This window comes from Acinetobacter lwoffii (assembly GCF_024129355.1).
Classification (GTDB): domain Bacteria; phylum Pseudomonadota; class Gammaproteobacteria; order Pseudomonadales; family Moraxellaceae; genus Acinetobacter; species Acinetobacter lwoffii_I.
This window is the reverse complement of sequence record NZ_JAMXXP010000020.1, coordinates 1-19,177: the sequence shown is the minus strand read 5'-3', so window position 1 is coordinate 19,177 and position 19,177 is coordinate 1. Positions and strand designations below refer to the sequence as shown.

Annotated in this window: 18 protein-coding genes and 2 tRNA genes; 10 read left to right on the top strand and 10 right to left on the bottom strand. The window is 43.3% G+C overall.

The annotated features are described in order from the left end of the window. Positions 1-165 precede the first annotated feature (165 nt). From NI468_RS10405 to phoR, 3 genes are all read left to right on the top strand, one after another. Positions 166-843 carry a TetR/AcrR family transcriptional regulator gene (locus tag NI468_RS10405; protein ID WP_005108393.1) on the top strand — a complete coding sequence of 226 codons (678 nt, stop codon included), beginning with the start codon at positions 166-168 and terminating at the stop codon, positions 841-843. Positions 844-1,092: 249 nt separating this feature from the next. Beyond that, positions 1,093-1,803 carry a phosphate regulon transcriptional regulator PhoB gene (gene phoB, locus NI468_RS10400; RefSeq protein ID WP_004280972.1) on the top strand — a complete coding sequence of 237 codons (711 nt, stop codon included), beginning with the start codon at positions 1,093-1,095 and terminating at the stop codon, positions 1,801-1,803. A 25-nt stretch (positions 1,804-1,828) separates the two neighbouring features. Then, entirely contained in the window at positions 1,829-3,187 is a 1,359-nt protein-coding gene (phoR, locus tag NI468_RS10395; protein WP_005249597.1) for a phosphate regulon sensor histidine kinase PhoR, read from the top strand. Positions 3,188-3,235: 48 nt separating this feature from the next. On the opposite strand, the gene NI468_RS10390 is transcribed toward phoR, so the two are convergent. Both NI468_RS10390 and NI468_RS10385 read right to left on the bottom strand, forming a co-directional pair. Beyond that, a complete protein-coding gene (locus tag NI468_RS10390; RefSeq protein WP_253101719.1) occupies positions 3,236-3,886 on the bottom strand; it encodes a glutathione S-transferase family protein in 651 nt (216 codons plus the stop codon). Between the two features lie 160 nt (positions 3,887-4,046). Then, positions 4,047-4,994, bottom strand: a complete 948-nt coding sequence (locus NI468_RS10385) for a pirin family protein (protein WP_253101716.1) — start codon at positions 4,992-4,994, stop codon at positions 4,047-4,049. 497 nt (positions 4,995-5,491) lie between these two features. On the opposite strand from NI468_RS10385, the gene NI468_RS10380 reads away from it, so the two are divergent. Both NI468_RS10380 and NI468_RS10375 read left to right on the top strand, forming a co-directional pair. After that, entirely contained in the window at positions 5,492-6,814 is a 1,323-nt protein-coding gene (locus NI468_RS10380; protein ID WP_253101713.1) for a GGDEF domain-containing protein, read from the top strand. 190 nt (positions 6,815-7,004) lie between these two features. Then, positions 7,005-8,228 (top strand): GGDEF domain-containing protein, encoded by a 1,224-nt coding sequence (locus tag NI468_RS10375; protein WP_253101710.1) that lies wholly within the window; start codon positions 7,005-7,007, stop codon positions 8,226-8,228. Positions 8,229-8,236: 8 nt separating this feature from the next. Here NI468_RS10375 and NI468_RS10370 read toward each other — a convergent pair whose 3' ends face one another. Both NI468_RS10370 and guaA read right to left on the bottom strand, forming a co-directional pair. After that, on the bottom strand, positions 8,237-9,169 hold the full coding sequence (locus tag NI468_RS10370; protein WP_004280964.1) for a restriction endonuclease: 933 nt from the start codon (positions 9,167-9,169) through the stop codon (positions 8,237-8,239). A 159-nt stretch (positions 9,170-9,328) separates the two neighbouring features. Further along, positions 9,329-10,897, bottom strand: coding sequence for a glutamine-hydrolyzing GMP synthase (gene guaA / locus NI468_RS10365; protein WP_005245345.1), 1,569 nt, complete (start codon positions 10,895-10,897; stop codon positions 9,329-9,331). A 344-nt stretch (positions 10,898-11,241) separates the two neighbouring features. Between guaA and NI468_RS10360 the strand changes: the two genes are divergently transcribed. Beyond that, positions 11,242-11,880 (top strand): DedA family protein, encoded by a 639-nt coding sequence (locus tag NI468_RS10360; protein WP_005264627.1) that lies wholly within the window; start codon positions 11,242-11,244, stop codon positions 11,878-11,880. 37 nt (positions 11,881-11,917) lie between these two features. Here the strand turns inward: NI468_RS10360 and NI468_RS10355 are convergent, their stop codons facing one another. The 5 genes from NI468_RS10355 to NI468_RS10335 all read right to left on the bottom strand — a co-directional run bounded on the left by NI468_RS10355 (position 11,918) and on the right by NI468_RS10335 (position 14,757). Then, positions 11,918-12,511, bottom strand: coding sequence for a hypothetical protein (locus NI468_RS10355; protein WP_005245346.1), 594 nt, complete (start codon positions 12,509-12,511; stop codon positions 11,918-11,920). A gap of 197 nt (positions 12,512-12,708) precedes the next feature. Further along, positions 12,709-13,101 carry a hypothetical protein gene (locus NI468_RS10350; protein ID WP_129717383.1) on the bottom strand — a complete coding sequence of 131 codons (393 nt, stop codon included), beginning with the start codon at positions 13,099-13,101 and terminating at the stop codon, positions 12,709-12,711. 13 nt (positions 13,102-13,114) lie between these two features. Then, a complete protein-coding gene (locus NI468_RS10345) occupies positions 13,115-13,951 on the bottom strand; it encodes a ParA family protein (RefSeq protein WP_129717385.1) in 837 nt (278 codons plus the stop codon). A gap of 95 nt (positions 13,952-14,046) precedes the next feature. Then, a complete protein-coding gene (locus tag NI468_RS10340; protein WP_174894703.1) occupies positions 14,047-14,439 on the bottom strand; it encodes a SirB2 family protein in 393 nt (130 codons plus the stop codon). A gap of 9 nt (positions 14,440-14,448) precedes the next feature. Next, on the bottom strand, positions 14,449-14,757 hold the full coding sequence (locus tag NI468_RS10335) for a BolA family protein (protein ID WP_253101707.1): 309 nt from the start codon (positions 14,755-14,757) through the stop codon (positions 14,449-14,451). Between the two features lie 233 nt (positions 14,758-14,990). Between NI468_RS10335 and NI468_RS10330 the strand changes: the two genes are divergently transcribed. Then, positions 14,991-15,063: transfer RNA gene (locus NI468_RS10330), tRNA-Gly, on the top strand. Positions 15,064-15,111: 48 nt separating this feature from the next. Next, positions 15,112-15,187 (top strand) — tRNA-Gly (locus tag NI468_RS10325). A 270-nt stretch (positions 15,188-15,457) separates the two neighbouring features. Here the strand turns inward: NI468_RS10325 and NI468_RS10320 are convergent. Continuing rightward, a complete protein-coding gene (locus tag NI468_RS10320; RefSeq protein ID WP_253101704.1) occupies positions 15,458-17,158 on the bottom strand; it encodes an NAD-dependent malic enzyme in 1,701 nt (566 codons plus the stop codon). A gap of 293 nt (positions 17,159-17,451) precedes the next feature. Here NI468_RS10320 and NI468_RS10315 point away from each other — a divergent pair, with 293 nt between their 5' ends. After that, the gene (locus tag NI468_RS10315; protein ID WP_253101701.1) at positions 17,452-18,414 is read left to right on the top strand and encodes an alpha/beta hydrolase; all 963 of its coding nucleotides are present in this window, start codon (positions 17,452-17,454) and stop codon (positions 18,412-18,414) included. A 354-nt stretch (positions 18,415-18,768) separates the two neighbouring features. Continuing rightward, the coding region (locus tag NI468_RS10310; RefSeq protein ID WP_253101698.1) for an aldehyde dehydrogenase family protein at positions 18,769-19,177 on the top strand (409 nt) is incomplete at its 3' end.

The following is a 19,177-nucleotide window of genomic DNA, read 5'->3' as shown; positions in this document are numbered from 1 at the left end:
TCAGGAGCTAGCACAGATCCTCAATATAGTTTTGACAATATAGATTGTCAATAATTATCCCATGTCCTTAGAGGCCAAATTTCAGGGCAGCATTTCCATATAGGTCTAAGCGTGATTTATTGCTAAGATATTTAAAATCTTCATGCAGATGAGCACACAGGCCTTATGACCGATTCAATCGACTCAGCAGCAAAATCACGACCCTCCAAAACTAAGGAACGTCAGTTTAAAGGCCTGTCGATGGCTGAACGGCAGCAGGCACGTCGTGAAAAGCTCATCGAAGCCGGGATTGAAGCTTATGGTAGTTATGGTTTTTTTTCAGTTACTGTCAAAGATATCTGCAATGAAGCCAAACTAACCGAACGTTATTTTTATGAATCTTTCAAGAAAAGCGAACATCTGTTTCAGACCATTTTCTTAAAACTGATTGATGAACTGCAACAGAATGTCATGCAGGCCATGATGCAGGCATCGACCGATCCGAAAAAAATGATCGAAGCCGGTCTGACTGCTCTACTCACTACCCTGCGTGACAATCCACGTATGGCACGGATCATTTATATCGATGCCATGCTGGTACAGGAGCTGCATAATCAGGCCACTATTCATGAAACCATGTCACGTTTCGACCGCATGATTCATGCCTTTGTCATGTTGATGATGCCGCAGTTAAATCGCAGCGAGCAGGAAATTTCACTGGTGTCGACCGGTTTAAATGGCTATGTCACCCAAATTGCTATTCGTTGGGTGATGAGCGGTTTTAAGCATTCGCTTGAGGAGGTTTTATCGTCGTGCAGTGTGGTTTTTTTGGCGCTGCTCGAGTCATTTTCCGAGAAAAAATAGCTGTTAAATCCTGTGCTTAATCGGCTTTCCTGCATTTACTAGTAAGTTGAAGATTTATGCTGTACTACGGAAATGAGTAAAATTAATTTATGATTTTTTAACAAGTTTCTGCATTATATTTGTCACAAATCTTTGCGAATATCAGCAGTTTTTCCCTTTCTGCAATGATACTGTCATAATTAGTCTTTGTAATAAGCCTGTCATAAATATAAAACGGTTCACCGTTTACATGAAATAGGGTATTGCGTTGTGAAAGATGACTACATATTAATCGTCGATGACGAGCTCCCGATTCGGGAAATGATCCATACCTCTCTGGATATGGCCGGTTTTCAGTGCTTGCAGGCAGAAGATGCCAAGCAGGCGCATCAGATGATTGTGGATCAGCGTCCGGCACTGATTTTGCTGGACTGGATGATGCCAGGTGGCGTCAGCGGTGTGGACCTGTGTCGTCGTCTGAAACGTGATGAAAGCCTGTCAGAAATTCCGGTGATTATGCTCACAGCGCGCGGTGAAGAAGACCACAAGGTACAAGGTCTGGATGCCGGTGCCGATGACTACATGACCAAGCCATTCTCGACCCGGGAACTGGTCTCGCGGATTAAGGCGGTACTGCGCCGCGCCAATGCCCTGAGCGGTGAAAAAACTATTGATGCCAACGGCTTGATTCTGGATCCGGTCAGCCAGCGGGTGAATTTTGGTAACAACATTCTGGAAATGGGTCCGACTGAATACCGTTTACTGGCATTCTTCATGACCCATCCGGAACGTGCCTATACCCGTGCGCAATTGCTGGATCAGGTTTGGGGCGGTAACGTCTATATTGAAGACCGGACTATCGATGTGCATATCCGCCGTTTGCGTAAAGTGCTGGAACCTTATGGTGTAGACCGTTTTGTACAGACCGTTCGCGGAACGGGGTATCGTTTCTCGACGCGTTCAGATGTCGCTTTAGGTTAATATCTTTTAAGGTAAATCTTGTTTTATGTATGAACCCTACCCTGTCCCCGAACTGGCACGCGAACACAAAAGAATCCGTTACAGCAGTTTATGGGATTTTGCGAAGCAGGATTTACGCCTACTGGCTTTTTTCCTGATTATCGCCAGCTTTATCGGTTTTGGGATTGGGTATTTCTGGATTTGTATCGTAATTGCTTTCGTGGCGTTCTTTGCGACCCAAATGCGTTCCTTATATCTGGTCAATGAATGGATTTCCAATCGCCCCTATGATGTTCCGCCTAATATTGGCGGAATTTGGGGTGCACTGCTTTTCAATGTTTACCGCGCCCAACGTCAGGAACGGATTGTTCAGGCGGAAATGGTCGAATTGATTGATCGTGCACAATCTTCGCTGGTGGCCTTGCAAGAAGCCGTGGTACTACTTGATGAAAACCAGCAGATTGAATGGTGGAATCCGGCAGCCGAACGTCTGCTCGGAATCTCCAGTGATGACCGTCGCCGTAATATCCTGACCTTGTTACGCCAACCAAGCTTTATCGAATACTATTACCATATTGATGAATCCCCGGACGGCCTGAAAATGCGTTCTTCGCTGTTTGAAGACCATTATGTTCAGGTCAAAATGACCCGTTTTGGCGGAGAAAGTCGGGTACTGGTCGCTTATGATGTGACCCGCATGCACAATCTGGAACAGATGCGAAAGGATTTTGTCGATAATATTTCACATGAACTACGCACTCCTTTGACCGTGCTCAGTGGCTATATTGAAACCTTTACCGATCAGGAAGATATCAATCCACGCTGGAAACGCGCTTTTGATCAGATGCAGTCGCAAACCCGACGCATGAATGCCCTGGTCAACGACCTGCTGCTGCTGTCACGTCTGGAAAATGATAAAAATATTGCCAAAAACCAGATCATTGAAATGCCAAGTCTGATGAACCAGCTATTCGATGATGCCCAGGCCTATAATATTGATTATGGTCATACCCTGAATCTGGACATTGACAGTCATTGCGATCTGATCGGTTCAGATATGGAACTGGCCAGCGCCTTTAGCAACCTGATTACCAATGCCATCAAGTATACGCCTAAAGGCGGCACCATCACCATCGGCTGGCATGATGACGGTGAATCGGCCTATTTTGTGGTGCAAGATAACGGCATCGGTATTGATCCCAAGCATCTGCCACGTCTGACCGAGCGTTTTTACCGCATCGATTCAGACCGCAGCCGTCGTACTGGCGGTACCGGTTTGGGATTGGCAATTGTTAAACATGTACTCATGCAGCATCAGGCACATCTGGAAATTGAGTCCAAGGAAAACCAAGGTTCCACGTTTAAGGTAGTTTTCCCCAAAGAACGTCTCAGCTTTCCGGACTAATCTCACAAAATCAAAAAAGGTACCATCGGCACCTTTTCTTTTAAGCGTTTAAGAGCTGATCTGTTTTTCTTTGGACAGTGCACGCGCATAGGCAGCACGTTGCGACACCCGTTTAAGATAGGCTTGAATCGCTGGATAGCTTTGACCCGTCCGGCTCTGCATGGCCTCCAAAGGAAAACTCATCTGAATATCGGCAAAACTGAAATGCCCGGCAAAATAATCATGCTCACTCAAATAGCTTTCCAGAAACTGGATATGATCTTTTAAACGGCTCTGTACAAATTGCTTTTTCACCCCATCACAGATTTTCTTGGCCACCGGCCGAATCAGCAACGGGGTATGTTTTGGTACAGTGGTCATCACCAGTTGCATCACCAGCAGCGGCATTAACGAGCCTTCCGCATAATGCATCCAGTAACGGTACTGGGCCTTGTCGGCAATATTTTCTGGGCGAAACTGCTGCTTTTCATCATAAGTTTCCTGCAAATATTCCAGGATCGCTGCAGATTCTGCCAGTACCTGCGACTGATCGACCAGAATCGGAGCCTTGCCCAACGGATGGATCTGTTTTAAGGCCGGCGGCGCAGAAAGGTTAGGCTGACGTTTATAGTATTTAACCTCGTAATCCAGTCCTAATTCTTCCATGGCCCACAGGATACGAAATGATCGAGATTGTTCGAGATGATGTAAAACACGCATATTAGACTCATGATTTTATTGTTCTTGCTCACTGAGCATAACAAAAAGCAGCCGAATATAGCTCAATTTTTGATGACTGTAATGATATGTATCCTATGTTGCAGATTCATTATTTGAGTTCAACTCAGACAGCGTTCCATATTCCCATCATTTTTAGCATTTATCGGGAAGCCCGCATCTGGTCTGGAAATGCAGGCGCTTCTAAACGTGGTCCATCATAGGCAGGAATGGAACCAAAACGTTCATGACCTTCAATCCATTGTTCCCGCGCAATTTTAAGTTCCTCTGTCGTGCGCCCGACCAAATTCCACCACAGTAAAATCGGGCTTTCAAATGGCTCCCCACCAATCAATAGCACCCGGCTCCCGGCATGAACTTCAGCATTGACCTGCTGTAAGCCCGGCTCCAGGATCAGCATATTGTCCTCTGTCAGTTCATGTCCATTGATGCTGGCCGTCCCTTCAAGCACCATAAAGCCATATTCAAATTTCGGATTCAGCGGCAAACGCATACTGCTACTTTCAGCTGCGTACAAGTCTACTCCGAGTAGTTCGCTATGTACTTTAACCGGTGATCTCGTTTTTAAATATTCTCCAACCAGCACGGTAAACTCAATGCCTTGCTCATTGACCACCGGTAATTCAGGATAATGTTCAAAACCCGGTGCCATATTGATTTTGTCATCCGGCAAGGCAATCCATAACTGCGCTGCATGCATATGCGTTTCACTCTCGGGGGAGACTTCGGTATGTGAAATGCCATAGCCCGAGATCATCAGATTGACCTGCTTGGGACGAATCAATTGCTGATTCCCCAGACTGTCATTGTGCATCATGCTGCCCTCGATCATCCAGGTAAAGGTCTGCAGCCCAATGTGTGGATGTGGTCCGATATCCAGACCATCTCCTTGCGGGAAACTGGCCGGACCCGCATGATCCAGAAAACACCAGGCACCAATCATGCGCTTATGCCGGCTCGGCAAGGCGCGTTTAATCACGGTGCCCTGCCCGATTTCTGCGCGACGTAAAGGAAACTCCTGAATAAACTGATTCACATACTTTTCACAATCATCGGAATCCGACAGTTCAATATCACTATTATTCGACATGGCTGAGCTTACCTCGGCATTTTCATTCTACTTTTGAGTGGGTGAGATATGCATTTGACCGATTCAAGATGCCTCTCTGTTCAGGACAATGTACAGGGTCTATGGGCAAAATCTATCCCTGGAAATATTTAGATACGTATAAAACTCCTCATTAGTTCCATCAATTTAAATCCTGAAAAGCTGATGAGATTTGTATCCAAAGCCCCAAACTTGAGTTTTAGCAAGTCAATCATGATTTAGGTACATGGCGTTATGAGTTTAAATAAACTGAAGATCAGGAATGTCATTTATGTTTCACGTGAAACGAATCAACAACATCCAAAGCCCCCCATGAATAAGATGATTATTCATGTATTTCAATCACTTTCCATTTAACAAAACACAAATTTTGTTACGTTTTAGCATTAAAAACTTCCCGGATACCCAATTTTTGGGAGGTTATTTTTTACTCAACCACGGCATAATAGGCACCTATAAAAATAATACTGGACCAGGACATGTCTGCTCAGAATGAAAATATATATTCAACGGCGAATGTATCTTTTCAAAATTCGACGACCGATAAATCACTGAAATTATCTGAATGTGATCTGCAGAACCGTCAGCTGATTGAACAGGCGCTGACAGATCCTCATGCCCGTATTCCTGCCCCGTTTCAGCAGTATTTTCATGATTATGTCTATACGCATAGTCATCATAACTTGCGTCAAATTAACTATCTGGCGCAAATTGCCTTTTTACTCTATTTCTTTGCCGATATTCTGATTATTCCAGATATGTTTTTTATTTCTGGTCTGATGCGCGTCGTTCTGGTTCTGGGGGCGATGTTTTGCTGTTATTACCTGTTTAAAAAATATAAAAATATTCAGATTTTGGACAGAATCTTGCCGATAGGCACCACTGTAGCTGCAGCGGCCTGGATTAGCTTACTCGCGCTTTCAACCAGTCCCCATGTTGCCATCTATATTTATGCCTCTGCGATCTTTATTCTTATCGCCAATCTCTGTGTGCAGACCCAGTTTAAAGTCGCAGTCTATTGCTCCATCTTGATTGCGCTGTTTATCATGCTTGGGGTGACCCAGTTCATGAGTGCCTCTCAAGCCTTTATTTTTAGTGTGGTCTTTAGTCCACTGTGGTTTTTTAGCATTTATATTAACTGGAATAATATTCTGAATGTGCGGCGTTCTTTTCTGCGCTCCCTGCTTGATGAATGGAACTATCAAACCTTAAAGAATCTGGCACATACCGATGATTTGACCCAGCTCTACAACCGTCGCCATTTTGTCGATATGGCTGAACGCTCTATTCATCAATGGCCCAAACATGCCAGTAGCTGCCTGTTGATGTTTGATGTGGATCATTTTAAAAATATTAATGATAGCTATGGGCATGATGTCGGTGATCGGGTGCTACAACTGATTGCTGAAGTGACCCGTAAAGAAATGCGGCATAGCGATGTACTGGCACGTTTTGGCGGGGAAGAGTTTATCGCTCTCCTGGAAGATACTCAGCTACAAGACAGCCTGGTGATTGCAGAACGAATTCGTTGTGCAATTCAAAAGCAGTATATTTATGTTGAATCCAATCATGCCATCCGGTTCACCATTTCGATCGGTGTAGCAGAACTGGAATCCCATACCCAACCCCTGGAAGACCTGATCAAACAAGCCGATATTGCCTTGTATCAGGCCAAGAAGTCTGGCCGAAACCGGATTGAGGTCTATCATCCAGATATGCTGAATAAGCCCAAGCCTGCGACAGAAAATCCCTGGAATGTATTTAAGCCAGACACTCAACCAGCCCAGTCAACGGCGAATTAAAGCTGGATCATTAGTCTGTTCTATAAGCTAGGATCATCCTTAGAATGCACTAATCGGGGATTTCATTTTATAAAATAAATTTGATTCTTCCACTTTTAAAATATCCAACAAAAGAATAGAATATTTTTTATACAACTATATATAAATTTCATCTTATTCATTTTTATATATTTTAATTTGGGAAGGCTGCATGCCGCATGATAACGAAAAAGAATCACGTACCCTGATTCAGGAGGCTCTTCAAGATCCGCTTATTCGTATTCCTGCGCCTCTAAAACCGGCCTACTATGCCCATCAAAAGAAGCTCACTTTAAAATACCTATTACAGGTTAATTTATTCGCACAGCTGGCATATGCCTCTTATACCCTCGCCGATATTCTGGTGCTGCATGATATTCTCAATTTGCTCATTTTGACCAAAATTAGCTATACCATTCTGATCGTACTGATCACGATCTGGATGTATCACTCTTACCGCAATTTACCTGTGTTTGATTTACTCTTACCTACCTCAATTATTGGCGCAAGTGCCATCTGGTTTTTTAATCTAAATCAGTCTGAAAGTGCTTATACCCTCATTTATCAATATGCCTCCTTGGTTTTTATTGTGTTGGCCAATTTATGTGTGCAGATCCGGTTCTGGCCGTCTTTGATTACTTCGAGTCTGATTACTTTGATGATTTACATCGGTGTATATTTCAATACTCGATCTGACCTGTACCAGATGTTTTTATTTTCCCTGATTTATCTACCAGTATTGACCTTCAGTCTATATATTAGCTGGAGCTCGACCTTAAAATCATGCATGGTATTCTTGCAGCATACCCTGAATGAATATAACCGGCAGGCCTTTGAAAATATGGCCCATACCGATTCCCTCACCGGCCTGAATAACCGTCGCTGTTTTGAATATCTCGCGCAACAACTGGTACAACAGAATTTTGATCAACCGGTACCTATGAATTTACTGGTATTTGATGTGGATCATTTTAAGCAGATTAATGATCGTTATGGTCATGATATCGGAGATCAGGTCTTACAGACGATTGCCCTGAGCACACGCAGTGAAATGCGACAGCATGATATTTTGGCACGCTATGGCGGTGAAGAATTTATTGCATTTTTACCCGAAACCTCTCTGGATGAAGCGCTAAAAGTTGCCGAGCGTTTAAGGCATAACATTGAAAATATTGTGATCGATCTAGACAGCCAGCATCGTTTCAGTTTTAGCATTTCGATTGGTGCTGCCATTCTGGAAAGCTGTGAAACAGATTTAATGACCCTGATTAAACAGGCCGATATTGCCTTATATCAGGCTAAAGCCAATGGACGGAATCGGGTTGAAGCTTATGATCCAGATCTGGAGCAAAGTTTAGCTGGGGAGCTGCAAAACTGGCAGGTTAAACCGGCTTAAATTACCCGTTAAAAATTATCTTCATCAAAACGATCTTGGTCGATTTTATAGATATGAAAACTACGTTCTATTTGTACACCTAAACCAAATTCAATCATTAAAGACGTCAGCTTATCGCCATCAATTAAAACAATACCGGATTTTCTTGCCGACTCAATGGCCTCTTTACTGAAACTTGACGTAGTAATGAATACACCCTTCTTAGCAACTTGATCGGCCAAAGCACCTTTAAACTGTTGAATGTCGGGACGACCAACAGTATCTTTCCAACGTTTCGCTTGGATGTAAATTTTATCTAGCCCTAATCGATCTTCACTAATTACACCATCAATTCCACCATCGTTGGTTTTACCAATCGCTTGAGCTGCATCTTGATGTGAACCGCCGTAGCCCATTGCCACCAGAAGATCGACAACCAGTCTTTCAAAAAATGAAGGAGATTTATCTTTTACCATCTGAAGCAAATCACTTTTCAAATCAGATTTTAATAATTCCGTTGTGTTCTGGATTGTTTCTTCTGGAGTCTGAGTTTCTTGGTAACTATTTAGGCTTTCAATAACTTGTAGATTCCCGATCCCAAACTCATCTTTATTTTTCTTTCCTAATTTAAAATCTGAAAATCCGTTGAACTGTGCTAAATATTCATTTGTTATAGCATCTAAACTTTTTAAATCAACCTGTCTACCCAAGCTACTAATCTCACAATATGCTCTCTTCGGTTGTTGAACTAAGCCCGCCTTAACTAAGTAGGTCTTTGCCCATGCCACTCTATCTTTAAATATATTTTTCCCGCTCGGAAGAATTTTATTTAAATCCTCTTCGTGTAAATTGGAACGTTCAGCTAGGATATTCGCAGCATCCGAAATTTTTATTGGCTCATTTAATTCTGATAATAATTTCATTAAAGGCAGCATTAATTGATCATAAGTAGGTAAAGGCATTTTTTAGATTTTAAAGGTTTATTTTTATTCAGTATAAATCAAAAAAAGAGCGCCGAAGCGCTCTTTTTTATTAGGTTATATCTGATAAACCAGATACTGCCACGCGCATAGCGCTTGGCGTAATTTAGGCGGACAGCAGTGCTGTCCGAAACCCCTAAATTACTCCCATTCAATTGTTGCTGGTGGTTTAGACGATACGTCATACACAACACGAGAAACTTCAGCAATTTCATTCATGATACGGGTCGAGATCTTATCGACTAAATCATAAGGAAGATGCGCGAAACGAGCCGTCATAAAGTCCACGGTTTCTACCGCACGCAGTGCAATCACCCATGCATAACGACGGCCATCACCGACTACACCCACCGATTTTACTGGCTGGAATACTGCAAATGCTTGAGCAGTCTTGTCATACCAGCCGCTGGCACGCAGTTCCTGCATGAAAATGTCATCCGCAAGACGTAAAATGTCTGCATATTCTTTTTTCACTTCACCCAAGATACGCACACCTAGACCTGGGCCCGGGAATGGATGACGGTAGATCATGCTGTGTGGCAAGCCTAAAGTCGTACCCAATTTACGTACTTCATCTTTAAATAAGTCCCGTAATGGTTCAACCAGTTCAAACGCTAGATCTGCTGGTAAACCACCCACATTATGGTGTGATTTAATCACATGCGCCTTACCCTGCTTGCTTGCAGCAGATTCAATCACGTCTGGATAAATCGTACCTTGTGCAAGGAATTTTACGCCATCTAATTTACGTGCTTCTTCAGCGAAGACAGCAATAAATTCACGGCCAATAATTTTACGTTTTGCTTCAGGATCAACTTCACCTGCAAGCGCAGTCAAGAAACGCTCTTCAGCATCAGCACGAATCACGCGGATACCCATGTTATCAGCAAACATTTGCATCACTTGATCGCCTTCGTTCAAACGAAGCAAACCGTTGTCTACAAATACACAGGTCAGCTGATCACCGATCGCTTTATGCAACAGCGCTGCCACTACAGATGAATCCACACCACCAGAAAGTCCTAGTAATACTTTTTCATCACCAATCTGTTGGCGAAGCTGTTCTACACGTAGATCAATAATGTGTTCTGGCGTCCACAGACCGCGACAGCCACAAATTTGATGCACGAAGTTCGACAGTAATTCTGCACCTTTAGACGTATGTGTCACTTCAGGATGGAACTGAATACCATAGAAACGGCGAGTTTCATCAGATACCATCGCAATTGGGCAGCTAGGCGTCTGTGCAGTGATCTGGAAGCCTTCTGGAATACGGGCAACCTTGTCACCATGACTCATCCAGACATGCAGCTGGTTTTCACGGTCCTGTAAATTACCGATCAGCTTGTCACGTACAACAATATCTACTTCTGCATAGCCAAACTCATGCACAGTACCTGGCTCAACTTTACCGCCAAGCTGTTCGCACATGGTTTGCAGGCCATAACAAATACCCAATACCGGCACACCCAGCTCGAATACCACTTGTGGCGCACGCGGGCTGCCTTCAAGGTGAACGCTCTCAGGTCCACCAGACAAGATGATACCGTTTGGATTAAATGCACGAATGTCTTCTTCAGACATATCATAGGCATACATTTCAGAATATACACCAGCTTCACGAACACGACGTGCGATGAGCTGACTATATTGAGAACCGAAATCCAGAATCAGGATACGATCTTCAGTAATTTGAGTATTGGTAGTCATGACGAACAACTATGAAAGGCAAACGAAAGATAAGCGCCGTATTCTAACATTTTTCAGCGCATTAAGCACACAATTCGCATTAGGTATACATTTAGTTGATTGCATTATATTTCTAGCACAACAAAGCATCCCTTCGGATGCCTTTCTTAGTCTGTCATTTTTATATTTTTAAGCCCAAGATTTAATCCAACTAAGCCTGTTTTTATAAAAATCTGAAGATAATATGTAAGAGAAATTTTGGCTCAATTGAAGATGGATGAAGCGCTAATTATTTTACTTTCTGGTACTGACTTTCATGCCCCGGGCTGTTAGGATTTGACCACACTTTTGCTTGTACTGGGCTCATGGAACTGATTGATTTTATCTTGCATGTTGATGATCACTTGCTTGAATTTATCACCAATTACGGGATCTGGATTTATGCCATTCTTTTCCTGATTATCTTTGTAGAAACAGGTCTGGTGGTGATGCCGTTCCTGCCCGGCGACAGCTTGCTATTTGCAGCAGGTGCACTGGCAGCCTCTACTGGTGCGATGGATCCATGGGTGCTGATTCCACTCTTGTTTGTGGCGGCAGTATTGGGCGACACCTTGAATTATCATATTGGGAAATATATTGGTCCTCGGGTTTTCGAGATCGAATCGCGCTTTATCAATAAAAAACACTTATTGGCGACTCAGCAATTCTTTGCCAGACATGGTGGTAAGACCATTATTTTTGCGCGTTTTGTTCCTTTTGCCCGTACCTTTGCACCATTCGTCGCCGGTGCTGGCAGCATGAATTACAAATATTTCCTGACCTATAATGTGGTGGGTGCGTTCGCCTGGATTGGCTCATTTGTCATTTTGGGCTATATGTTTGGCAATATGCCGATCGTCAAAGACAACTTTACCTATCTGATTTTTGGCATCATTATTTTAAGTGTATTGCCAGGTGTGATTGGCTTTATTCAACAAAAGCTCAAAAAAAGTAAAACAGCTTAAGAACTGTTTAGATTAAGATTTTTTACAGCCTGTGCGTTTAATCCCATAGCCTGATCAGGAGTGGGATCAGACAAAGCAGGACAAATAAAGCCGCGCCTTTATAAATGAGGCCGGCTTTTATTTTTTCAGATGGACTGGTCAATATGGCCTGACCAAAGACCATCCAGAAAATCCCGACTGGAACGGTACTCAAGCTAAAGGCAGCAAAAACCAGAACGAAGTTGGTCGGGCTTTGCCAGGTTTCCATCGGTAAAATCCCGGAGGCCAACAATGCTGCTTTAGGATTTTTTAGGGTAGTTGTAAACATTTGCCAGGGACGTATCTGCGGATGGTTTTTGCTGTAACGTTCTAACTGCTGAGCCTTATATAAATGCAAGGTCATCCAGCCCACACAGATGGTACTCAGTACATAGACCAAGCCTTTAAAGTTTGGCCAGATCGGTGACGCCAGATGAATCAACAAGGCCCAAACATTAATGGCATAAAAATAGCCGAGCAAAATGGCAGGAAGATAGAGACTGGTTTTAGCCTGCCCCTGCTGATGAGCAGAGCTGGCCACCAAGGCATTGGCGGGCCCTGGAACCATCAACACAGCAATGAGTCCTAAAACAAATAACCAATTTTCAATCATCGCAATGAACTTTTCCGGGCCAAGGTTGTAGCTTAATCAATATGGGAGTGGGATAACAAGCTTATAAATTTCAGATTTATATACACTCTGGTCAATTTCCCGTGAGTTTTATCTTAATTTAAACTGCCCTATTCTTGATGAAAACAATAAAAAATGCCGACCTAAAGTCAGCATTTATCCGTTTAATGTTGAATGATTTATTTAGGCGTCGCCTGCTGAACGATGATCGGACAGTTCTTATAACGCGCGGCCTGTACAATCGCTTCCTGCTCGCCTAAAAGCCGTGCCAGTTCGGTTCTTTTGGTATCGGATGACTGTCCCATATTGACCGAAACACTCGGGCCAATACCCCAACCACCGCGACTGCCCCAGCCACCACCAAGACCAACGCCCACACCGACGCCAGTACGTTTCGGTGGCTCAACGCCATTGTCGATATACTGCTGAATACGGTTATATTCACCCTGTAGTTGCGAACAACCCAAGGTCTGATAGAGGGTTGGCGACACATAAGTCGGTTTTACCGGCGTTGCACAGGCACTCAGTAATGCAAGTGCAGCAATACTCAGGCTTATTTTCACAAGTTTCATAGCTAACTCGATCTTAATTCTGCTCTATCTCATTGAACAACGATTGATACGCCTGAGTCAATTTATGATCAGTAGCCAAATAAATCAAAGGCAGATTTTTCTGATGAGATTCTTTCATCAAGATTGACGGTGGCAACATACTGTCGAGGACCGGCAACCCTTCATCTTTGAGTTGCTGTACCACTTCACGCGGTAATTTGGCCTGTGCCTGAAACTGGTTCACGACAATCCCTTCGATTTCCAGCCCTTCATTATGGTCATCCTGGGTTTCAATGACATTTTCAATCAGGGTCTGTAGGGCACGTTTAGAAAATACATCACAGTCAAATGGAATCAGCACGCGGTTCGCCGCAATGAGAGCAGAGAGGGTAAAGAAATTGAATGCAGGCGGTGTATCAATAAATACCCGGTCATAATGCCCCGACAGTTGTTGCAAGGCATCTCGTAGCTTATAAATCTTGTGCTTGGACTCCAGTGCATGGGCCAATGCACCCAGCGTTGGACTAGCCGGAATGACATCCAGATGTTTAAAAGAGGATTGATGCACATAACTTTCCAAGCCTTTGCTACGACTTTTTAAAATCGAGCCAATCGCATTGCCGAGTAGGCCCTTGCTTTGCTGATTACCGAGTACATCTTCAAAATAGTTTTCTATATTTGGTTCGAGTGCCGGCTTGTCACTAGAATACGTCGCATCATCGCCCAGCACATACTGGCTAGAGTTGGCCTGCGGATCCAGGTCAATCAATAAGGTTTTTAAGCCCTGATGTGCACTGATTGCTGCCAGATTGACAGTAATACTCGACTTGCCTACCCCACCCTTTTGATTAAATACCACACGTGTACGCATGTCCCCTCCTCACATTTTTAATTACTTTTACCACATTTGTATTTTTTAATTATTTGCATGGACTGGCTGTGCTGATCATCACAGCCAGCTTGCTTTTAGCCAAAATTCGGCTTGATCATTACCAAAGCCAGAATAGACACCAACGAAACTACAGCAATAACTAAGCCAGCCCGACGCTGCGATAGCAAGATAGAATCATCTTTTTTATAGGCTTTGCCTAACGAGGACACCAGTACCAAAAATAAAATGACTTTGGCATAAAACCAAGGCTGTACATCAAAGTCTTTGAGGACGAGCGACATAATACCGGTCAGTGCAATTACCGTGATGGCTAAATGCTGTAAGGCCACGAGCGCTGTACGTGCCACCGGATTAGGTAAATTCCCTTGTGTACCGACAAACAAGGTGAAGGCACGGGCAAGAATGGTGACAATCGCCAGTCCTGCTGCCGACATATGAATAATCTTGACTAAAAGTTGGGTTTCCATCATGTCCTCTTAGTTTTTTGGTGCGTGTGCACAAGCAGGGCTGGTGGTGTCCTGACCTGCCCATTCTTCAGGCAAAAATGCATGAATGGCCAGCGCATGAATCTTGTCTTTTGACAGCAAATCACCCGCAGCAGCATAAACTTTCTGATGACGCTGGACTGGACGTAAACCCTCAAAAACCTGACTCACAATCACGGTTTTAAAATGCGATTCTTTTCCCGGAAAATAACCGCCATGACCCGAAGATTCATTCACCACTTCCAAATGGGTTGGGGCTAATTGCGCCAAACGATCTTTCAGTTGTTGTTCTAAGCTCATGGCCTGACTCCAATCTTCAAAAATATAATCCCAGTATACCTTGTTCTGCCGAGTATTTCGGTAATCTGTTCAGGTGCAATCCGTTGATTGTGGTGAAATTTCATTGATTTCTATATGAATATTGGTTATTTATTGTCTAATCTACAGCATTTTGCTTTTATTTTATGCAATTGATGCAAGATTTTTAACAAAGGTGTTGACCACATTTTTGCATGCTGTATTATACACGGCATGCGGGAATAGCTCAGTTGGTAGAGCATAACCTTGCCAAGGTTGGGGTCGGGAGTTCGAGTCTCCTTTCCCGCTCAAAATTTTTTCATTTAGTTTTTTCATTTAAAAAACTTTATAGACTCCGCGGGAATAGCTCAGTTGGTAGAGCATAACCTTGCCAAGGTTGGGGTCGGGAGTTCGAGTCTCCTTTCCCGCTCCAGATTCTAAAAAAGCCCTGATCGAAAGATCGGGGCTTTTTTTATGTTGATGTTATTTTTTTAAATGATCCTTTCATTTTTGTTTCACTCAATAACAAATTCTTAAAGTACTTTCTGATTTTATAACCAAGATGTGACCATAGTACCCCCCCTACGGCAATAAAAAAGCCCTCATCAAAAGATCAGGGCTTTTTGATATTCCATCAATGAATCAGATGAAAGCAGGCTAGCGCAAAAAAACTAGCGATGATAAGAATCCATCTTCAATACAATTAAAAGGTAATTCGCTGATAATCACGGTATTGCGGTGTCCAGAAATTATGCTCTATTGCTAGCTGCAATTCTTCTACACTGACTTTCGGTGCTACTCCGTCTTCAATCGCAGCAAGTGCCACTTTTAAGGCAATCTGCTTCGAAATTGACTGTAAACAATCCAGATTCGGCAATAAATCTGCCTGAGGATCTTTCAGTTTCGGAGAACAGTCCGCCAAGGCATTACTCGAGGCCATCAGCATATTATCCGTGACACGTTTTGCACCTGAAGCAACTACACCCAAACCAATGCCCGGAAAGATATAAGAGTTATTGCATTGTGAAATATGATGAATCTGCCCCTGATAATTCACTGGTGCAAATGGGCTACCCGTCGCAATCAATGCTCTGCCATTGGTCCATTGCAAGATATCTGCCGGAACAGCTTCTACGCGGGAAGTCGGGTTGGATAAAGGGAAAATAATCGGTTGTACACTATTTTCAGCCATGGCTTCAATCACTTCCTGAGTGAATAAACCCGGCTGTCCAGATACACCAATCAATACCGTCGGTTTGGCACGCTTAACTACATCTAGCAGAGAAATCATGCTCTCTGCATCTGCCCAGCTTTCTACATTTTCAAGAGGCTGTGCCAGTTTGCGCTGGAAATCCAATAAATTCGGCTGATTTTCAGTGATCAGGCCAAAGCGGTCGACCATAAATACGCGTGCACGCGCTTCAGCATCACTTAAACCCTCAGCAACCATTTGCTTAATGATCTGTTCTGCAATCCCGCAACCAGCTGAACCAGCACCCAGGAAAGTAACCACCTGATCTTTGAGCTGTTTACCTGCTGCACGCGAAGCAGCAATCAGGCTGCCGACAGACACTGCTGCGGTGCCCTGAATATCATCATTAAAACAACAGATTCGATCACGATATTTTTCCAGCAAAGGCATGGCATTTTTCTGTGCAAAGTCTTCAAACTGAATTAAGGCATCTGGCCAGCGCTGTTGAATCGCCCGAATCACCGTCTCGACAAAAGCATAGTATTCATCGCCGCTGATTCGTGGTTCACGCCAGCCCATATAAATCGGGTCATTTAACAACTGCTGATTATTGGTACCGACATCAAGAGTAATCGGTAAGGTATAGGCCGGACTGATCCCGCCACATGCGGTGTAGAGTGCCAGTTTTCCAATGGGAATCCCCATACCACCGATGCCTTGATCTCCAAGACCCAAAATGCGCTCACCATCTGTAATCACAATCACTTTCACGTTCTTTTTATTGATATTGTGAATAATCTGGTCGATCTGATCACGGTCAGGATAGGAAATAAAGATCCCACGATGACGGCGATAAATATCAGAAAAGCGCTGACATGCCTCACCCACAGTCGGGGTATAGATAATCGGCATCATCTCACTGAGGTGATTTTCAATCAGATGGTAAAACAGGGTCTCATTGGTATCCTGAATATTCCGCAAATAAATATGCTTGTTAATATCACTGCTAAAAGCACAATACTGCTGATAAGAACGCTGACTTTGTTCTTCAATCGTCTCGGTGACATGAGGAATCAAGCCATGCAAGTTAAAGCTTCTACGCTCTTCTTCAGAAAATGCAGAGCCTTTATTGAGTAGTGGGAGTTCTAGCAGAGTATTTCCAGCATAAGGAATATATAAAGGGCGTTTACTGTTCAAATTTTCTCTGGGCATTATTTAACTCATCTAATCAATCTTCGGCAGTTCTGCCAAAATAGTCACATCACTTTGTTTATTTTATATAGCTTAGCCTGATTTTAAGCTGTTAGGTCATTTAGCAAATTTATAATACTTGTAGCAGGATTTTATAATCTGATAACACTCATTTTCAGCCTAGGTTTTGGACGGTTTCTAAAATTAATCCCTATTCGTATTTTTAATTTAAATCGGCAGCAAGATCTGTTTGACAAAAAACCTCAGCTCATCAAGGATAAAGCATAAATTTAATAAGACCAACGAGTATAACAATGAGTGAACTGCAACCGCTTTATCAGCCCGATATTTTGGGGACAGGTTATGAGCAAGCGACCTTAAACTTTCCCGATGATTATGAGGGCAAAGTCGTAGCAACCCTGATCCGTAAAAAAGCAGCCCAACCTACAAAAAAAGCAGTTCTATATATTCACGGCTTTATCGATTATTTTTTTCAGACCGAAATGGCAGAGCGCTTTAATCAGCATGGTTTTGATTTTTATGCGCTGGATTTGAGAAAATACGGCCGTTCGATTCTGCCGCATCAAAAATATTATAACGTGTATGACCTTGCTGAATATGATGCAGAAATTACCCAGGCACTCGACATTATAGCAGCCGAGGGTCACGATGCTGCCCTGCTCTGTGGTCATTCTACCGGCGGCCTGACCACGACCTTGTATGCGGCACATCATCCGCAGCATTCTTTAATTAAAGCACTTTGGGTCAACAGTCCATTTTATGACTTCAATATGAATCCGATTAAACGTGCGCTTGGCATTCCGCAACTGAGCAGACTGGCCAAAATTTTTCCCAATCTTAAATTTCCAAGCGAGCTGAACAAGTGGTATGCCACCAGCCTGCATAAGGATTTAAAAGGCGAATGGGACTTCAGTCTGGACTGGAAAAAGACCCGCTATCCGATGGTTCGGATCAGTTTTATTCGTGCCATTCATGAGGCACAGAAGGAAATTCATCGCGGTGTTCAGCTCGATGTTCCGGTACTCATCATGCATTCGCATCAGACCTTATACCCTAAAAAATGGGGCAAAGCCGCACAGAGCAGCGATGTAATTTTAGGCATTAAAGACATTCAAAAATATGCCAAAAAAATTAAAGGCGATGTCACTGTTCAAAGTATCCAGAACGGTTTACATGATCTGGTACTTTCAGAGCAATCTGTGCGTAAGCAGGTTTATCAGCAACTGTTTCAGTGGCTGCATGACCAAGGCCTTTAAACACTTTAAATAAAGCAGCGAGGAGAAATGAAACTTACCCTCATTTCTCCTGCTTGGCTTCTTTTAAATCCTGACTAGGTCTAAATGTAATCAAGCGCATTAAAAATATGCCAATTTTTCGATGGTTTATAAGTGCTATAAACCCTTGTTTTTAAATTTAAGACTTGAGAATTTATAACTTTTATTCTTCTACTGCTTGTCTCCAAATATTGTCTTTTGTAGCAAGCCTGTAAACAAACAACCGCCCGTCTTTTTCCCTCTTTATAGTAGAGCTGAATGCAGAATCGCCTATATTTTTTGATCGGCAACATGCGCTCGACCTGCACCACTAACAATCATATAAAGGAATAGATTATGCGTTATGCAGACCCCAATACTGACGGTTCAAAAATCCAATTTAAAACACAATACGAGAATTTTATTGGCGGCGAATGGGCCGCTCCGGTTAAAGGCGAATACTTTGACAATCTCTCTCCGGTAGATGGCAAAGTCTTTACCAAGGTTCCGCGTTCTTCTGCAGAAGACATTGAATTGGCACTTGATGCAGCACACAAAGCCAAAAAACAATGGAACCAGTCATCACCGACCACCCGCTCCAATATTCTGTTGAAAATTGCCGACCGTCTGGAACAAAATCTGGAAATGTTGGCTGTGGCAGAAACCTGGGACAATGGCAAACCGATCCGTGAAACGCTGGCTGCCGATATTCCGCTGGCTATTGACCATTTCCGTTATTTTGCCGGCTGTATTCGTGCGCAGGAAG